The 17,300-nt window shown below is 75.9% G+C and carries 16 protein-coding genes and 1 pseudogene; 7 read left to right on the forward strand and 10 right to left on the reverse strand.

Going from position 1 to position 17,300, the window contains the following annotated elements; genetic code table 11:
* Together ACYVJ4_RS09705 and ACYVJ4_RS09710 are read left to right on the forward strand one after the other, a co-directional pair.
* Positions 1-247 (forward strand): annotated as a pseudogene (locus ACYVJ4_RS09705) (hypothetical protein); the annotation flags it as partial.
* A gap of 14 nt (positions 248-261) precedes the next feature.
* Positions 262-1,581 carry an ABC1 kinase family protein gene (locus tag ACYVJ4_RS09710; RefSeq protein WP_460459924.1) on the forward strand — a complete coding sequence of 440 codons (1,320 nt, stop codon included), beginning with the start codon at positions 262-264 and terminating at the stop codon, positions 1,579-1,581.
* Between the two features lie 7 nt (positions 1,582-1,588).
* Here ACYVJ4_RS09710 and ACYVJ4_RS09715 read toward each other — a convergent pair whose 3' ends face one another.
* From ACYVJ4_RS09715 to ACYVJ4_RS09745, 7 genes are all read right to left on the reverse strand, one after another.
* Positions 1,589-1,798, reverse strand: a complete 210-nt coding sequence (locus ACYVJ4_RS09715; RefSeq protein ID WP_460459925.1) for a hypothetical protein — start codon at positions 1,796-1,798, stop codon at positions 1,589-1,591.
* Positions 1,799-1,854: 56 nt separating this feature from the next.
* Entirely contained in the window at positions 1,855-3,375 is a 1,521-nt protein-coding gene (locus ACYVJ4_RS09720) for an alkaline phosphatase family protein (RefSeq protein WP_460459926.1), read from the reverse strand.
* 233 nt (positions 3,376-3,608) lie between these two features.
* Positions 3,609-3,881 carry a hypothetical protein gene (locus tag ACYVJ4_RS09725; protein ID WP_460459927.1) on the reverse strand — a complete coding sequence of 91 codons (273 nt, stop codon included), beginning with the start codon at positions 3,879-3,881 and terminating at the stop codon, positions 3,609-3,611.
* Entirely contained in the window at positions 3,878-4,261 is a 384-nt protein-coding gene (locus tag ACYVJ4_RS09730; RefSeq protein ID WP_460459928.1) for a WhiB family transcriptional regulator, read from the reverse strand. The genes ACYVJ4_RS09725 and ACYVJ4_RS09730 overlap by 4 nt, the downstream gene beginning before the upstream one ends.
* Before the next feature lie 110 nt (positions 4,262-4,371).
* Positions 4,372-4,611 carry a hypothetical protein gene (locus ACYVJ4_RS09735; protein ID WP_460459929.1) on the reverse strand — a complete coding sequence of 80 codons (240 nt, stop codon included), beginning with the start codon at positions 4,609-4,611 and terminating at the stop codon, positions 4,372-4,374.
* A gap of 223 nt (positions 4,612-4,834) precedes the next feature.
* Positions 4,835-5,695 (reverse strand): shikimate dehydrogenase family protein, encoded by an 861-nt coding sequence (locus ACYVJ4_RS09740; protein ID WP_460459930.1) that lies wholly within the window; start codon positions 5,693-5,695, stop codon positions 4,835-4,837.
* Entirely contained in the window at positions 5,692-7,857 is a 2,166-nt protein-coding gene (locus ACYVJ4_RS09745; protein WP_460459931.1) for an ATP-dependent DNA helicase UvrD2, read from the reverse strand. Before ACYVJ4_RS09745 ends, ACYVJ4_RS09740 begins: the two co-directional genes overlap by 4 nt.
* 169 nt (positions 7,858-8,026) lie before the next feature.
* On the opposite strand from ACYVJ4_RS09745, the gene ACYVJ4_RS09750 reads away from it, so the two are divergent.
* The 3 genes from ACYVJ4_RS09750 to ACYVJ4_RS09760 are packed head-to-tail and all read left to right on the forward strand — an operon-like array spanning position 8,027 to position 9,907.
* The gene (locus tag ACYVJ4_RS09750; RefSeq protein ID WP_460459932.1) at positions 8,027-8,293 is read left to right on the forward strand and encodes a mycoredoxin; all 267 of its coding nucleotides are present in this window, start codon (positions 8,027-8,029) and stop codon (positions 8,291-8,293) included.
* 37 nt (positions 8,294-8,330) lie between these two features.
* Positions 8,331-8,933: a nucleoside/nucleotide kinase family protein gene (locus ACYVJ4_RS09755; protein WP_460459933.1), complete on the forward strand. Its 603-nt coding sequence runs from the start codon at positions 8,331-8,333 to the stop codon at positions 8,931-8,933.
* A 56-nt stretch (positions 8,934-8,989) separates the two neighbouring features.
* Positions 8,990-9,907: an extracellular catalytic domain type 1 short-chain-length polyhydroxyalkanoate depolymerase gene (locus tag ACYVJ4_RS09760; RefSeq protein ID WP_460459934.1), complete on the forward strand. Its 918-nt coding sequence runs from the start codon at positions 8,990-8,992 to the stop codon at positions 9,905-9,907.
* On the opposite strand, the gene nudC is transcribed toward ACYVJ4_RS09760, so the two are convergent.
* Positions 9,904-10,824 (reverse strand): NAD(+) diphosphatase, encoded by a 921-nt coding sequence (nudC, locus tag ACYVJ4_RS09765; RefSeq protein WP_460459935.1) that lies wholly within the window; start codon positions 10,822-10,824, stop codon positions 9,904-9,906. The two genes, ACYVJ4_RS09760 and nudC, sit on opposite strands and share 4 nt — an antisense overlap.
* A 37-nt stretch (positions 10,825-10,861) precedes the next feature.
* Here nudC and ACYVJ4_RS09770 point away from each other — a divergent pair, with 37 nt between their 5' ends.
* Complete coding sequence (locus ACYVJ4_RS09770; protein WP_460459936.1) at positions 10,862-11,773, forward strand: phosphotransferase; 912 nt, start codon at positions 10,862-10,864, stop codon at positions 11,771-11,773.
* A gap of 4 nt (positions 11,774-11,777) precedes the next feature.
* Positions 11,778-12,623: an endonuclease/exonuclease/phosphatase family protein gene (locus tag ACYVJ4_RS09775; protein WP_460459937.1), complete on the forward strand. Its 846-nt coding sequence runs from the start codon at positions 11,778-11,780 to the stop codon at positions 12,621-12,623.
* Between the two features lie 110 nt (positions 12,624-12,733).
* Here ACYVJ4_RS09775 and ACYVJ4_RS09780 read toward each other — a convergent pair whose 3' ends face one another.
* On the reverse strand, positions 12,734-16,117 hold the full coding sequence (locus tag ACYVJ4_RS09780; RefSeq protein ID WP_460459938.1) for an ATP-dependent helicase: 3,384 nt from the start codon (positions 16,115-16,117) through the stop codon (positions 12,734-12,736).
* Positions 16,114-17,300, reverse strand: a 1,187-nt coding sequence (locus ACYVJ4_RS09785) for a RecB family exonuclease (RefSeq protein WP_460459939.1), incomplete at its 5' end; no start/stop codon positions are given. The genes ACYVJ4_RS09780 and ACYVJ4_RS09785, both read right to left, overlap by 4 nt.

Consider the following 17,300-nt stretch of genomic DNA (forward strand, 5'->3'; position numbering starts at 1 on the left):
CCAGCCGCCCGCGCCGACCCGGGGCGAGACGGCGCTGCAGACCATGGCGGCGGGGCTGGCCGCCGTGCAGGTCCTCGCCCACGTCGACGGGCGCACGGCCGCGGCGGCGCGGGGGCGCACGCTCGACGTCCTGCTGCCCGACGGCGCGCTCGAGCGACGGCGCTGGAGCGCCCACCCGAGCTGCGGCTGCACCCGCCTGCCGGTCGACGTCCGCACCGGGGCGGACGGGCAGGTGTCGGTGCCGTGACCCACAATGGTGCGGTGAGTGACCTGCCCCGCAAGGCCGTGACGCGGACCGCGAAGCTCGCGAGCCTGCCGATCGGGTTCGCGGGTCGTACCGCCCTGGGGTTCGGGCGGCGCGTGGGCGGCAGGCCCGCCGAGCTGGTCGCCGCCGAGGTGCAGCAGCGCACGGCCGAGCAGCTGTTCAAGGTGCTCGGCGAGCTCAAGGGCGGGGCCATGAAGTTCGGCCAGGCCATGAGCATCTTCGAGGCCGCGCTGCCCGAGGAGATCGCCGGCCCGTACCGCGCCACGCTGACCCGGCTGCAGGACGCCGCGCCGCCGATGCCCGCCGCCACCGTGCACCAGGTGCTCGCGACCGAGCTCGGGCCGCGCTGGCGGCAGAAGTTCCGCGAGTTCGACGACCGGCCCGCTGCCGCCGCCTCGATCGGCCAGGTGCACCGCGCGGTGTGGAAGGACGGCCGCGACGTCGCGGTCAAGGTGCAGTACCCGGGCGCCGGCGAGGCGCTGCTGTCCGACCTCGCCCAGGTCTCCCGCGTCGCCCGGATGTCCGCGGGCTGGATCCCCGGCATCGACATCAAGCCGATCATGGCCGAGCTCACCCGACGGGCCCGCGAGGAGCTCGACTACGGGCTCGAGGCCGAGGCCCAGGCCGGGTTCCACCGCGCGTTCGACGGCGACGCCGACTTCGCGGTCCCCGCCGTGGTCGCGCACGCCGACCACGTGATCGTGTCCGAGTGGCTCGACGGCACGCCGCTGTCGCAGGTCATCGCCAAGGGCACGCCCGCCGAGCGCGACGCCGCCGCCGGCCGGTACCTCGAGTTCCTGCTCGCCGGGCCGCAGCGCGCCGGCCTGCTGCACGCCGACCCGCACCCCGGCAACTTCCGGCTCACCGACGACGGCCGGCTCGGCGTCCTGGACTTCGGCGCGGTGAATCGGCTGCCCGACGGCCTGCCGCCGCACATGGGTGCACTGCTGGCGCGCGCGCTCGACGGCGACGCCGACGCGGTGGTGCAGGGCCTGCGCGACGACGGGTTCATCAAGCCGTCGATCACCGTCGACGGCGAGGCGCTGCTGACCTACCTCGACCCGTTCCTCGCCCCGGCGCGCGAGGAGCGGTTCCGGTTCACCCGGGCCTTCCTGCGCGACCTGTTCGCGCACATCAACGACCCGCGCCGTCCGCAGTGGGGCGTCGGCCTCAAGCTCAACCTGCCGCCGCAGTACGTCCTGATCCACCGGGTGTGGCTGGGCGGCATCGGCGTGCTGTGCCAGATCGAGGGCGAGGTCGAGGTGCGCTCGGTGCTGGCCCGTCACCTGCCGGGCTTCACGCCCGAACCGCTCTGACGAGCGGCTACCACCACTCGCTGTCGAGCTTGGCCTCGATCCCGCGCAGGTTGTCGCGCGCGCAGCGATCGCAGGTGTGCACGGACCGCCCGTGCTCGACCCCGGTCGACCAGGTGAGCCGCCAGGTGCCGTCGTCCGGGGCCGTGGCCCCGCAGGTCGCGCACGTGACCGGCAGCGTGTCGGTGCCCCCCGAAGGCATCGCGGTGGAGCGTTCCATGTCCACGACGCTACGCCTGGAGCCCCTGCGGTGCAGGGCGTTCGGCGCGATCGGCGCTACGGCGTGTCGAGGTAGACGAAGCCGGGGCCCTCGTCGCGGTAGACCACGCCCAGCGCGTCGAGCGCCGGCTTCCACGACCCGGTCACCGCCGGGTCGGCCCCCTCGAAGCCGTGGTCGGCGGTCAGCAGGAACGTCACCTCGTCGGTGACGCCCAGCCGGTCGAGGTGGTCCAGGAACGCCACCAGCCGAGCGTCGCTGTCGCGCAGGGCCGCCCGCGCGATCGGCGAGCGCGGACCGCCGGCGTGGTGACCGGCGTCCGTCACGACGTTGGCCCACCACAGCAGGTCGGGTGCCGTCACCGGGGAGTCCCACAGCTGCAGCACCTGCTGCAGCCCCATGTCGTCGACCTGCGAGCCCCAGTGGAAGTACTCGTCGGCCAGGTGGTCGAGCTCGGAGACGAACCGTGACGCGAACGGGTCGGGCAGCAGCGCGTCGAGGTCGCCGCCCGAGCCCATGGTCGAGCCGCTGGCCCGGATCACGCCCATGGTCGAGTAGTCGGCGCCGCGGTCGATGGCCTCGTCGACGCTCGCGGTGCGCGGCGAGCCGTCGAGCCGGGCCGCCACGTGCTCGCCCACGAGCTCGAAGACGGTGCGGACGCCGGCGTGCAGCCACTCGCTGCTGCGGTGCCAGGTCGAGGCGTCGTTCGGCACGACCCGCTCGCCGGTGCGCCGGTCGTAGAACACGTTGCCCAGGACGCCGTGCCGCCCCGGGCCGACGCCGGTGAGGATCGAGGTGTGGTTGGTCAGGGTGATCGACGGGAAGTGGGCGACCGCTCCCCCGCGCAGCGCCACGCCCCGCTCGACTAGCCGCGCGACGCCGGGCAGCTCGCCGGTCTCGGCCAGGTGCAGCAGGTCGCCGCAGTGGCCGCCGTCCCACAGGATGCCGACGACCTTGCGCCGGCCCGGCTCGACGTACTGCGTCAGCGGGCGGCCGTCGAGCGCGCGGCCGTCGCCGTCGACCAGCGCGTCGAGCGGGACGCCGGCCGCGCTGGCCAGGGTGGGTCCGACGTCGACCAGCCGGGCGTGGTCGTCGACGTAGCCGCGTGGGGACACGCCCGCGCCCGACAGGACGAGCGGTGCGCGCGACTGGACCACGTCGAGCGAGCCGTGCTCGCCGGGGTGACCGCCCTCGTCGACGAACCAGTGCTTCGGCGTGTGGACGACGGCCAGGTCGGGGCTGCGGTCGACGTCGGCGAACAGCGACACCAGCCGGTCGTAGGCGTAGGGGTAGGCGTTGCGCTCGTTCGGCGGCGAGGGGTCGGCGACCTCGCGCTCGTAGGGCAGGAACGCCATCGGATCCTGGTCGGCCACCGGGTCCTCGCCGGCGAGCACCTCGTGCCGGCCGTCCGGGTGCAGGCGCACGCGCCCGCGGTGGTTGGCCACGAGAGCCCTGCGGTCGTCGTCCGGGCCCTCGCACCAGGCGACCAGGTCGACCGCGTGGGCCAGGTCGGGGGTGACGAGCGCGGCGACCGCACGCTCCCGCAGGTCGGCGGCGGACGTCGTCGGGTCGGCGCTCACCCACCCGACCCTAGTGCGCCCGGGCAGCAGGCCGGTGGCTCAGCTGGGCGCGGCGCGCACGGCTGGCCTGCTTGTCGAGGCTTACGAGTGCTTTCCCAGGGCTGCAGCCCTTGGACAGCGGGTCCAGCCATGCACAACGTGATCAACTACGGGACGCCGCGGGCAGCAGGACGGGGGTGCCACCGGGATCGGTGGCACCCCCGTCGGGTGCTGGTCACTGCTGGTCGGCTGGGTCAGCCGGCCAGCAGCCGCAGGCGCAGCTGGACCTGCTCGGCGTGACGACGGGCCCGCTTCTGCGCACGGCGGGCACGGGCCAGCCGGACGACGTAGTGGGCCAGACGCTGCTGCGCGGCGTCGGCGAGCCGCTGGTCGAGATGGGCTCGGGCCAGGTCTTCATGAAGTAGCTGTTGCATCTGAGCGCTCCTGAGAGAAGTAGGTCGGGTGGTCCCCTGGCGCTCGGCGGCCAGGAGGGAGGTGACGTCGGCGGAGGCGGCGGCGGTGATCACGCGGCGGCCTCGCACTTGCGGGGGCGACCACGCGGACGCTTGCGCGCCACGATCGCGCCCTGGACGAGCAGCTGCCCGCCCCAGACACCCCACGGCTCACGACGCTCGAGGGCGCCGGCGAGGCATGCGGTGCGGACGGGGCAGTCGCCGCACATGGACTTGGCCAGCTCGACGTCAGCCGGCGACTCGGCGAACCAGAGCTCCGCGTCGTTGGCACGGCACGGGATGGTCGCTGCGTCGGGCCGGTCGTCAAGAGTGGGCTCGAGCAGTGCTGTGAGCTGCAACGGTGTCACCTCCAAGGGGTGGGTGGGGGTTCCTGCGGGTCGGCGGGGGGCCGCCTGGTGGGGGATCTGGAGCCGAGGCTCGGAGATCGTCGTCATGACTGGAGTTCCTGCCGGTCGAGGTGGGTGGTCGTCGGTCGGGCAAATACAAGAAGGCCGCGGATCCCGGGTTTCGGGTTCCGCGGCCTTGGAGAGCCGGTCTGGTCGAGCTAGACCGGTGGACTCCAGGTCATGGTTCCCGAGGGAGCGCCCTTGCGCACACGCGGCGTGACCGCGATGCCGGCGACATCGGTGGCGTCGAAGCCGCCGAAGGGCATACCCGTCCCCTGGTACTGGGCGATGAGGTCCGCGGAGACCACCCCGGAACGCGGGGAGGCGTGCGGACGCGTCAGCGCGCCGAAGGTCTCGAGGACCTCCAGCTGGTCAAGGGTGCTGATCACGATGCTCACCTCCGCTTCTGATCTGGGCGTGGTCGAACGGACGGTTGTCTGTTCGCGTGCGTGAAAGGTTAGACCCGCCCGCCGACGAGGTACAACGCATTTATCGCCGTGTTCCGCCGTTCGTGACCGATCCGTGACGCAGGACGTCGCCACCGACCGCTGTCGACGTCGCGGCCGCGACGTCCGAGAGCCGCCACAACCGTTGCGCTGCAACGGATCCAGCCGCCCGGCGTCAGTGCAGCCCGAGCGCGTCCTCGAGCGCCGCGCGCATCACGTCGACGTCCGGGTCGACTCCCGTCCAGGTGCGGACGGCGAGCGCGCCCTGCCCGACGAGCATGCCGAGCCCGTCCAGGGTGCGGCAGCCGCGGGCCTCGGCCTCGCGCAGCAGCCGCGTGCGCGGCGGGTTCGGCACGACGTCGGCGACCACGGCAGACGACGGCAGCGCGCCGACGTCGACCGCGACGCGCGCGTCGGCGTCGCCGAGCCCGATCGAGGTCGCGTTGACCAGCACGTCGGCGGTGCCCAGCACGTCACCGCCGAGGTCGCCGGCCCAGGTCACGTGCCGGGCGGACGTCGGCGTGCCCTGCCGCAGCACCTCCACCAGGGCCTGCCCGGGCGCGGGGTCGCGGCTGACGACGGTGACCGACGACGCGCCGGCCAGGGCGGACTCGACCGCCACGGCCCGCGCCGCCCCGCCGGCCCCGAGCACGACCAGGTGCGACCCGCCCGGGTCGACCACCGTGCGCAGCGCCGTCACGAAGCCGGCGCCGTCGGTGTTGCTGCCGACCCACCGGCCGCCGCGCCGCACGACGCAGTTGACCGCGCCCACGAGCCGGGCGGACTCCTCCAGCTCGTCGAGCAGCTCGACCACGGCGACCTTGTGCGGCAGCGAGCAGTTGAAACCGGACCAGCCCTGGGCCGCGGCACCTGCGACGGCGGCGGCGAGGTCGGCCGGCCCGACGTCGCAGTTGAGGTAGCGCGCGTCGAGGCTGTGGTGCCGGTAGGCGGCCTCGACCATGGCGACCGTCGGGTTGTCACCGGCGGGCTGCGAGAACGACCCGGTGAGCGTGCTGACGAACGACCGCTCGCTCATGGCTGCTCGGGCTCACCACCCGCGGCCGCCGCCCCGGCGGCCACCTCGGCCGGGTCGGCGCCGCCGAGCACCGCGAGCACCTGCTCGCCGTACCGGTCGCGCTTGGTGGCGCCGATGCCCGGGATCGCGGCCAGCCCGGCGACGTCGTCCGGGCGGTTCTCGGCGAGCGCCACCAGGGTGGCGTCGGTGAACACGACGTACGCCGGCACCGAGGCGGCGGTGGACACCGCCAGCCGCCAGGAGCGCAGGTTCTCGAAGGTCGTCTCGTCGTAGGTGGGTGGGCAGTCGTCGCAGCGGCCGACCTTGCGCTCGGCACCGGTCATCAGCGCGGCACCGCAGGTGCGGCACTTGGCGGGAGCAGCGGCCTTGCGACCGCCTCTCGAGCGCCCGGACGACGACCCCGACCCGCCGCCGTCCAGGTCGGAGTCGGGGCGCAGGCCGTCGAGGAAGCGGGACGGCTTGCGGGTGGCGCGGCCGCCCGGCGTGCGCGCCCGCGCCCACGACACGTGCAGGTGCTCGCGGGCGCGGGTGATGCCGACGTACAGCAGCCGGCGCTCCTCCTCGACCGCGGCCGGGCCCTCGGCCATCGAGATCGGCATCAGGCCCTCGGACATGCCGGAGAGGAACACCGCGTCCCACTCCAGGCCCTTGGCCGAGTGCAGCGAGGCGAGGGTGACGCCCTCGACGGTGGGCGCGTGCTGGGCGCTGGCCCGCTCGTCGAGCTCGGTCACCAGGTCGGCGAGCGTGGCGCCGGGCCGCTTGGCCGCCACCTCGTCGGCGAGCGCCGCGAGGGCCTGCAGCGACTCCCAGCGCTCGCGCACGGCGCCGGTGGCGCTGGTGGGCTCGGGCGACCAGCCGCCGCTGACCAGCACATCGCGGGCGGCCTCGCCGAGCGGTGCGTCGCTCTCGCCGGCCCGGGCGGCGCCGCGCAGCAGCATCACGGCCTCGCGCACCTCGCGCCGGCTGAAGAAGCGCTCGCCGCCACGCAGCACGTAGGCCAGGCCGGCCTCGCTCATCGCCTGCTCGAGCGGCTCGCTCTGCGCGTTGGTGCGGAACAGCACGGCTACCTCGCTCGCGCGCACGCCGGAGTCGACCAGTTGGCGCACGCGCCGCGCGATCCCGGCGGACTCGGCGACGTCGTCGTCGTACCCGGTGAACGACGGCTCGGGCCCGGCCGGGCGCTGGGCGACGAGCTCGACCCGGGCCTGGCGCTGGGACGGCGGCACGCGGTCGAGCAGCCGGTTGGCCAGGCCCACGACCTGCGGGGTGGAGCGGTAGTCGCGCACCAGCTTGACCACCGGGGCCGACGGGTAGCGGCGCGCGAAGTCGAGCAGGTAGCGCGGGCTGGCCCCGGTGAAGGAGTAGATGGTCTGGCTGGCGTCGCCGACCACGCAGAGCTCGTCGCGGCCGCCGAGCCACAGGTCGAGCAGCCGCTGCTGCAGGGGGCTGACGTCCTGGTACTCGTCGACCACGAGGTGGCGGTACTGGCGGCGCACGGTCTCGGCGATCTGCGGGTGGTCCTGCAGCACGCCGGCCGTCACGAGCAGCACGTCCTCGAAGTCGATGACGCCGCGCTCGGCCTTGATCTCCTCGTACAGCGCGAGCACCCGGGCCATCGCGGTGGCGTCGAGACCGGCCGGGTCGCGGCCGGCCCGGCGGGCGGCGTCGGCGTAGGTGTCGGGGGTGAGCAGGCTGACCTTGGCCCACTCGACCTCGGCCGCCAGGTCGCGCACCGCCGTGCGGTCGAGCTGCAGCCGCAGCCGCGAGCCCGCCTCGGCGACCAGCCCCGCCTTGTGCGGCACGACCTGCGGCGCCGCGCCGCCCACCGCCTGCGGCCAGAAGTAGTGCAGCTGGCGCAGCGCCGCGGCGTGGAAGGTGCGCGCCTGGACGCCCTGCACGCCGAGGTCGCGCAACCGGGTGCGCATCTCGCCGGCCGCACGAGCGGTGAAGGTGACGGCGAGCACCTGCTGCGGCGTGTAGACGCCGGCGTGCACGCCGTAGGCGATCCGGTGGGTGATGGCGCGCGTCTTGCCGGTGCCGGCGCCCGCGAGCACGCACAGCGGCCCGGTGAGCGTGGACGCCACCTGGCGCTGCTCGGGGTCGAGCGCGTCGAGCACCGCGTCGGCGCTGACCCGGGTCGGACCGGTCGTCGTCTGGCTCATCGCGGCCATCCTCGCACCGGCCGGCGACAGCGCCGCGCCGCCGTCCACAGCGGTTCCGGGTCGCCGTCGCGCAGATCACGTCGAGGTACGGGAAGATGGCGCAGCGTGACCTGGTTGAAAAGGTCACCACCCGCCGTCCCGACGACGGCCCGACGAGACCAGGAGCCCCATGTCCGCCCCGACGCCCCCGCCCACCGGCACCGTGACGATGTTCTCGACCACGTGGTGCGGGTACTGCCGCCGGCTCAAGACCCTGCTCGACCGCGAGGGCATCGGGTACTCCGAGGTCAACATCGAGGAGCACGAGCCCTCGGCGGTCTTCGTCGAGCAGGCCAACGGCGGCAACCAGACGGTGCCGACCGTGCTCTTCCCGGACGGCTCGGTGGCCACCAACCCGAGCCTGGACGAGGTCAAGGAGCGGCTCAGCGCTGCCTGACGTCGTCCCGCTCACCCCGGACGCGCTCACCACGCAGGTGGTCGAGCGCGTCCGTGCGCGGTGCGCCGCCGCGCCGCCGGCCGGCGTCCGCGTCGGGGTCGACTCCGCGATCCCGGACGACGGCCGCGCGCTCGCCGACGACGTGGCCGCCCGCCTCACCGCGCTGGGACTGCCGGTCGCCCGGGTGCGCCAGCAGGACTTCCTGCTCCCCCGCTCGCTGCGGCTCGAGCACGGCGCGCTCGACCCGGACGTGCTGTGGGAGCGCTGGAACGACGACGGCGCGCTGCGCCGCGAGGTGCTCGACCCGCTCGGTCCGGACGGCGCGATGACGTGGCTGCCCACCCTGCGCGACCCGGTCACCGACCGCTCGACCCGGGCTGCCCGACGTCCGGCCGCTCCCGGGACGGTCGCGGTGGTCGACGGGCGGTTCCTGCTGCGGTGGGAGCTCGCCGACGCCTTCGACCTCGTGGTGCACCTGGCCACGGGCCCGGCCGCGCAGACCCGCCGGCTCGACCCGGAGGAGCGCAGCCGCACGCTGCCGTCGTGGCAGCGCTACCTCGACGAGACCGACCCGGCGGCGCGCGCGACGCTCGTCGTCCGGTACGACCACCCGCACCGACCGGCCCTCGGACGCCCCTGACCCGACCCTGACGTCGGGCTGACCGACGGCTGACGGACGTCGGTCACGCTGACCCCGTGACCCGGACCCGTGCGCTGCTCGCGCTGCTGCTGGTGCTCGCCGTGGCGGGGTGCCGCGAGGCGCCGGCGGTGCCGGCCCAGCCCTCGGCGCCGACGTCCGCAGCCGGGCCCGCGGCGTCGGGCGTGCACCACCTCGTGGTCGACGGCCGCGACCGCACCTACCGCCTCCACGTGCCCAGCGGCCTCGACGACCCGGCGCCGCTGGTGCTGGTGCTGCACGGCGGCTTCGGCTCGGGCGAGCAGGCCGAGCGCAGCTACGGCTGGGGCGCGCTCGCCGACCGCGAGGGCGTCGTGGTGGCGTACCCGGACGGGCTGCAACGCGCCTGGTCGGTGGGCGACGGCTGCTGCGGCGCACCCGGCCGCGAGGGGGTCGACGACGTGGCGTTCGCCGAGGCCGTCGTGCGCGACGTCAGCGCGAGCACCCGGGTCGACGCGCACCGGGTCTACGCGACCGGCATCTCCAACGGCGGCATGCTCGCGCACCGGATCGGTTGCGACAGCACGGTTTTCGCCGCGATCGGACCGGACTCCGCGACGCTGCTCGGCAGCTGCCCGCACGCGGCGCCGCTGTCGGTGATCTCGGTGCACGGGCTGGCAGACGAGAACGTCCGGTACGACGGGGCGCCCGGCACCGGTGTCGCCCGCATCGACGGACCACCCGTGCCGGACGTCGACGTGCACTGGCGCGCGGTCGACCGCTGCGCGCCACCGACGTCCACGACCGACGGCGACGTCACGACCTCCGTGGCGCGCTGCCCGGACGGCCGAGCGGTCGAGCTGGTCACCGTCGCCGGCGCCGGGCACCAGTGGCCGGGCTCGACCGCGGCGCCACGACCCGGCGCCGACCCGCCCTACCCCGGGCTGGACGCCACTGCCGTGATCTGGGCGTTCTTCGCCGCCCACCCGAAGCGCTAGGCCGGCGGGTCGGGCAGCGGCTCGCCGTACCAGTGCTCGACGAGCGCGCGCGAGATCGACAGCCGCGGCGAGAGCCCGACCACGCGGCGCTGCACCTGGTCGAGCAGCTCGTCGCGCGTGAACCAGCGGGCCTCGGCGATCTCGTCGCCGTCGGGGTGCACCTCGGTGGTGCGGGCGTGCGCGCGGAAGCCGAGCATCACCGACGACGGGAACGGCCACGGCTGGCTGCCCAGGTAGCTGACCTCGCCCACCGAGACGCCGACCTCCTCGTCGACCTCGCGCCGCACGGCCGTCTCGAGCGACTCCCCCGGTTCGACGAAGCCGGCCAGCGTCGAGAACCGCCCGCTGGGCCACCCGACGTGCCGGCCGAGCAGCAGCCGGTCGTCGTCGTCCACCACGGTCATGATCACCGCGGGGTCGGTGCGCGGCCAGTGGTCGCTGCCGTCCTGCGGGCAGTGCCGGGTGTAGCCGGCGTGCGTGACCTCCGTGGTGGACCCGCAGCGCGGGCAGTGACCGTGCGCGGCGTGCCAGTTGAGCACCGCCACCGCCTGGACGACGAGACCGGCGTGGGCGGGCTGCAACGCCGGTGCCAGCGCGCGCAGCCCGAGCCAGGCGGGGTCGTCGTCGGCGGGCGCACCGGCGCCGGAGACGTCGACCGCGACGTAGGAGACGCCGTCCTCCTCGCCGAGGAAGACGGCCAGCCGGTCGAGGTCGGCCGGCTCGGGCGCGCGCAGGTGCAGGCGGGTCGGGTCGCCGTCCGGGCGGGCTCGTCCGGAGGCGATCTCGAGCACGCGCGTGGCCGGGTCGCGGAGCAGCTGCGGCAGCAGGTCCGGGGTGCGGCGGTGGCCGGCGCGGTCGGCGACCGGACGGGTCAGCGGCAGCTCGTGCAGGCGGTCGTCCCCGGCGGTGCGCGTCACACCGGCACGCTAGCGGTGACTGGCCTACCGTGGCCGGGTGACCCGATCGACCCTGCAGCTCGCCGCCCTCGCCAGCGCCGCGGTGCCCGGCCTGGACCCGGTGCGGGCCGACCCGGTCGAGGCCGACGGCACGGACTTCGACGTCGTCGTCGTGACCGACGACCAGCAGCGCCGGTGGGTCGTGCGCGCGGCCCGGCGCTCGACCGCCGCGGCCGCTCTGGACGTCGAGTCCCGCCTGCTGCCGCTGCTCGCGCGGCACCTGCCGGTGCCGGTCCCCCAGCCGGCCGGCCGCTCCACGCTGCCGGACGGCGGCGCCCTGGTCGTCTACCCGTTCCTGCCCGGGCGACCGCTCGACCCCTCGCGCCTGACCGCCCGCGCCCCGCTGACCGCCGAGATCGGCCGGGTCGTGGCGGCGCTGCACGAGGTCGACCCGCGGCTGCTCGAGGACGCCGGGCTCACGACCTACGACGCCGACGAGTACCGCCAGCGCCGGCTGACCGACGTCGACCGGGCCGCGCAGACCGGCCACGTGCCCTCGACGTTGCTGGCCCGCTGGGAGCGCGAGCTCGAGCGCGTGGCGCAGTGGCGGTTCGTCGCCACCCCCGTGCACGGCGACCTGGCCGGCGAGCACGTGCTGGTGCACGACGGTGCCGTCAGCGGCGTCGTCGACTGGGGCGAGGCCTGCGTGGCCGACCCGGCCGACGACCTGGCCTGGGTGGTGGCCGGCTGCGACGACGACGTCGTCGACACGGTGCTCGAGTCGTACGCCATGGCGCGCTCGGAGGCGCCGGACCGGCACCTGCTGGCCCGCGCGCGGCTGGCCGCCGAGCTGGCGCTGGCCCGCTGGCTGCTCGGCGGCGTGGCGGCGGACGACGCCGACGTCGTCGACCGCGCCGACCGCGCGCTGCGCGACCTGGCCGAGAGCACCGCGCACGCCGCGGACGCGTGAGCGGGTGAGCACCCTCGGCGTCGGCACGGCCAACGTCTTCTCCGGCCGCTCGGTCGACGCCGCCGGACTCGACGGCGGGGCGCTCGTCGACCCCGAACGGCTGCGCGCCGCGGCCGCCCTGCTGGCCGAGCGCGGCGTCGACGTCCTGGCCGTGCAGGAGGTCGACCGCGACCAGCCGCGCAGCGGGCACGTCGACCAGCTGGCGGTGCTGGCCGAGGGCTTCGGGGCGGTCGCATCGCGCTTCGCGCCGACCGTGGCCGGGGAGCCCGGACCCGGCACCGGCTGGCAGCCCTGGCCGGACGACGGCGCGGACGACGGCGCACCCCTCGCGGCCGGGCCGGCGTACGGCATCGGGCTGGTGTCCCGGCTGCCGGTGCTCGCCTGGCGGGTGCGGCGGCTGCGGCGGTCGCGTGCGGTGCTGCCGGTGCCGGTGCCGACGGAGGGGCGACGTCCGCGCGTGCTCTGGGTGCCGGACGAGCCCCGGGCCGCCCTCGCTGCGGTGGTCGACGCGCCCGGCGGCCCGGTGACGGTGATCGCCACCCACCTGTCGTTCTCGCCGTGGGCTGCCCTGCGCCAGCTGCGCGCGGTGCACCGCTGGGCGGCCTCGCTGCCCGGGCCGCGGGTGCTGGCCGGCGACCTCAACCTGCCGGGTCGCCTCGCAGCGCGGCGCACCGGGTGGCACCCGCTGGTGACCGCGCCGACCTACCCCGTGGCGCGGCCCCGCGTGCAGCTGGACCACCTGCTGGTCGACCGCCCCCCCACCGGTCTGGTGGACGGCGGCGCGGTGCGGCTGCCGGTGGCCGACCACCTCGCCCTCACCGCGCGTCTCACCATGCGAGACGACGCATAGGGCGTGCAACCAACGCCGCGGGCAGCGCGTCCTGAGGAGTACCGGCCGGTGAGCTCCGCAGGGGGACGCTCACCCGGCCGGTCCAGGTTTGCGGGGTGCCCGGCGGCGCGCTAGAGCTCGCGGCCGTCGACGTCGCGCAGCAGGGCGAGCAGCCCGGCCTCGTCCAGCAGGTCGGCCGGCCGCACGGTCTCGCCGGTGCCGACGTACACGAACGCCGCGCCGATCTGGTCGAGCGGCGTGCCGTGCAGCCGGTGCCAGGCCAGCCGGTACGCCGCCAGCTGCACCCCGCGCGCCGCGGCCGCCGCACCCGTCGGCGGGCGCCCGGTCTTCCAGTCGACGACGTCGACGCCGCCGTCGTCCCGGGCGAACACCGCGTCGACGCGCCCGCGGACCACGGTGCCGTCGACCGGCGTCTCGAGCGGCACCTCGACCGCGACCGCCCGGCGGTGCGCCCACTCGCTCGCGAGGAACCGGGCCTTGAGCTGCTCGAGGTCGCCGTCGTCGGCGTCGTCGGCCGCCCCGGGCAGGTCGACGACGTCCAGGATCGCGGCACCGCCGAGGTACTGCTCGACCCAGGCGTGGAAGGCCGTGCCGCGCCGGGTGGCCGGGTGCGGTTCGCGCGGCACCGGGCGGCGCAGCGCCAGCGCGAGCGCGTGCGGGTCGGACCGCAGCTCGACCAGCCGGGAGGCCGACACGTGCGACGGCAGCAGCACGTCGAGCACGCGGTCGCGCCCGCGGTCGCGCTCGGCCAGCAGCAGCTCGACCGTGCTGTCGAGGACGTCGTCGCCGAGGTCGCCGACGGCCGGGCCATCGCCCGCGACCGCCTCGACGTCGAACAGGCCCACCGGCGGCTCGGGCGCGGCGAGCGCGGACCGCACCAGCGATGCGGCGCGCTCGACGGCCGGTCGCCGCTCGCCCAGCGGGTCGACCGGCCATGGCACGGGGGCGAACCGCTCGTCGTCCGGCTTGGCGACGCCGTCGGCGGGCATCACGGTCACCTGGCCGACGCGCAGCACGTGCGCCACCGCGGACGCCGGGGCGTCGAGCCCGTCGGCCAGCTGCGGCACCAGCTCGGTCAGGAACCGCGACGGCAGCCGCGGCGTGGTCGGCCCGCCCCAGACGTGGCTCGACAGCAGCAGGGCCTGCCGCGCGCGGGTGCACGCGACGTACGCCAGCCGGCGCTCCTCGGCCAGCTCGTGGTCGCCCGAGCGGTGGTAGAACGCCGTGAGCTCGCCGCGCAGGGCGTCCTGGGTCGGAGCCGCCGACCAGCGCACGTCGGGCAGCGAGGACGCGTCGCCGCGCAGCGGGTACGGCACCGCGCCGAGGTCGAACAGCCAGCCCTTGTCGGTGACGTCCGGCTGGGTCCAGCCCGTCGGGCCGTTGCGCGGCTGCGTGCGGTGCTGCGGGAAGCCGCTCTCGACCAGCCCGGGCACCGCGACGACGTCCCACTCCAGGCCCTTGGCGGCGTGCACGGTCATGACCTGGACGACGTGCTCGTCGATCTCGACCTGCCCCGGCTCGAGCCCGTGCTCCTGCTCGTCGGCCGCGGCCAGCCAGGACAGGAACGCCCCGAGGGTGGCCCGGTCGGCCGTCGTCTCGAACTGGTGCGCCACCTCGGCCAGCGCGTCGAGGTGCGCGCGCGCCTGCGAACGGCCGACGCCGGGCCGGCTGGCCACCTCGACGTCGAGCAGCAGCGCCCGCTCGACCTCGGCCACCAGGTCGGCCAGCGCCAGCGCCGTGCGCCCGCGCAGGTCGCGCAGGGTGTCGGAGAGCCGGGCCAGACGGGTGCGGGCCTCGGGCGACATCGTGCGGCCGTCGCGGTCGGTCCAGCCCGGCGGCGGCAGCTCGTCGAGCGCCTCGACCAGGCTGCTGTCGTCGACGACGTCGGCCTCGGCGACCACGGGCTCGTCGTCCGGCGCCGCTGGCGCGCCGGACCCGGCGGGGTCGCCCGCGTCATCACGCGGCGGCCGCGAGCGCCGACGGTGCAGCTCGGTGGCCCAGCCGCCGAGGACCACCAGGTCGTGCGCGCCGAGCCGGCAGGTGGGACCGGTGAGCAGCCGCACCAGCAGGTCGCCGCGCGTGGGGTCGTGCACGACGTGCAGCGCCGCCACGACGTCCGCCACCTCGGGCGTCGAGAGCAGGCCGCCGATGCCGACGACCTCGTACGGCAGGCCGCGCGCGAGCAGGGCGGCCTCGACGTCCGTGAACTGCGAGCGCTTGCGGCACAGCACCGCGGCCGACCGGCCGGGCACCGGCCGTCCGTCGTCACCGAGCCACCGCTCGGCCACCCAGTCGACGACCGCCGCGGCCTCGAGCGGCGCGGTCTCGAGGGAGCGCACCTCGACCTCGCCGGCGCCGGCGTCGGGACGCGGCTGCAGGTCGCGCACGTCGACGGTCGTGCTGTGCCGCAACGGGTCTGCGAGCAGGTTGGCCACCTCGAGCACGGACGTCGGGTTGCGCCAGCTGGTCGACAGGTGCCGGACGGCGGCCGGCCGGCCCTGCGCGTCGGTGAACGCGTCGGCGAACCCGGCCAGGGTGTCGGCGCTCGCCCCGCGCCAGCCGTAGATGGACTGGTGCGGGTCGCCGACGGCGGTGACGCCGTGGCCGGCGCCGAACAGCCGCTCGAGCATGACGAGCTGGGCGTAGCTGGTGTCCTGTAACTCGTCGAGCAGCACCGCCCGGAACTGACCGCGCAGCGACGCCGCGAGCTGCGGCACGCCTCGCGCCAGCTGGGCCGCGAGCGCCAGCTGGTCGCCGAAGTCCAGGCTGTCGCGCGCCCGCTTGGCCTCCTGGTAGGCCGTGACCAGCGGCAGGACCTGCCGCTTGGCCTGCAGCCGGCCGATGACCTCGCGGATCGGCTGGTACTGGCCGGCGACCTTGGAGTCGCTGTACCGCAACGACTCCAGCGACTCGACCCGCTCGGCGAGGTGCTCGTCGACCTGCTCGACCGTCACCAGGTGCTCGGCCAGCTCGCCGCTCAGCGCCAGCACCGCGTCGACCACCGTGGACTGCGCGAAGTCGACCCAGTCCATGTCGCCGGCCCAGCGCTCGACCACCTCGGTGGCCAGCTGCCAGCACGACGCCTCCGTGAGCAGCCGCGCCTCGGGCTCGACGCCGAGCCGCAGCCCGTGCTCGCGCACCAGGCGACCGGCGAACGCGTGGTAGGTCGAGACGCTGACGTCGAGGTCGGGCGCGAGGTCCGATCCCGACCAGACGCCCGAGCGCCGCAGCGCCCGCAGCCGGCTGCGGATCCGCTCGGCCAGCTCGCCCGCCGCCTTGCGGGTGAAGGTCAGGCCGAGCACCTCGTCGGGGGCGACCTGGCCACCGGCCACCAACCACACCACGCGCGCGGCCATCGTCTCGGTCTTGCCCGAGCCGGCGCCGGCCACGACGAGCAAGGGCTGCAGCGGCGCCTCGATCACCTCGACCTGCTCGGGCGTCGGCTCGGGGCGGCCGAGCGCGCGGGCGATCTCGACGGCCGACAGCCGGCTCACGAGGTCACTCGCCGGCCCTCGCCGCGCGCGGGGCACGAGGTGCGCACCGGGCAGCGGTCGCAGGTCTCGTTGAGCGTCGCGGCGAACACCGCGTCGCCCATGCCGGCCGCGACGCGCCCGACGAGCTCGCGGGCCCAGCCGCCGTCGTCCGGCAGCGGCGGCTGCACCTGGGTGGCCGGCTGCACCGACTTCGTGCCGAGCTGCACCAGGGCGGCGCCGGCCGTGCCGGCACCGGGCGCGAGCTCGTCGAAGGCGCCCTCCTGCACCGCCAGCTGGTACACGCCCAGCTGCGGCTGCTCGGGCAGCTCGTCCTTCGTGGGCTGCGAACGGCCGGTCTTAAGGTCGACCACCGTGAGGCCGTCGGCCGACTGCTCGAGCCGGTCGACGCGGCCGGTGAGGCGGGCCGGGCCGTCCGGGAGCTCGAGCAGGACGTCGACCAGCAGCTCGGTGCCGACCAGCCCGCGGTCGCGCGCCGCCTCGAGGTAGGCGGCGAGCTTGGTCACCGCGCCCTCGGCCCGACGTCGTCCGAGGTCGCCGACCCAGCCCTCGCCCAGGCCCAGCACGCCCCACCGCCGGTGCAGCGCGTCGAGGAGCTCGTCGAGGGCGGCGTCGGGCAGCTCGGCCGCGATGTCGTGCACCAGGTTTCCGAGGTTCTGCGAGGCCGACGACGACGCCCGGCCGCCCGCCTGCTCGAGCAGCCAGCGCAGGGCGCACCGGTCGAACTGCTCGACCCGGGACGGCGAGACCCGCACGGGCTGCTCGGTGCGCAGCGCGCGGTCGTCGGTGAGCGGCGCCAGGCCGTACCAGTCGTCGGGGTCGGCTCCGGGTACCCCGGCCCGCACCAGCCGGGCCAGCCGGACGGCCGCGGCGCGCGCCTCGCCGTCCGGCACGGCGGGGTCGGACACCACCTGGCGCAGCCGGGCCACGACGCCCGGCAGCGTCAGCGGCACCGGCGGCGGCGTGATCGCGCGCACGCCGTCGTCGTCCCACCCCGGCGCGGCCAGGGCGTCGGGCGGCGGGTCGACCAGCTCGAGGAACGGCGAGGGCTGCAGCTCGTCGTCGCGCACGGCGGTGACGACCAAGGTCTCGCGCGCCCGGCTCACCGCGACGTGGAAGAGGCGGGTCTCGTCGTCGCGCACGGCCGCGGCCGCGGCCCGGGCGGCCGCGCGCGGGCCGGCCGCGG

Source organism: Angustibacter peucedani, assembly GCF_054779595.1.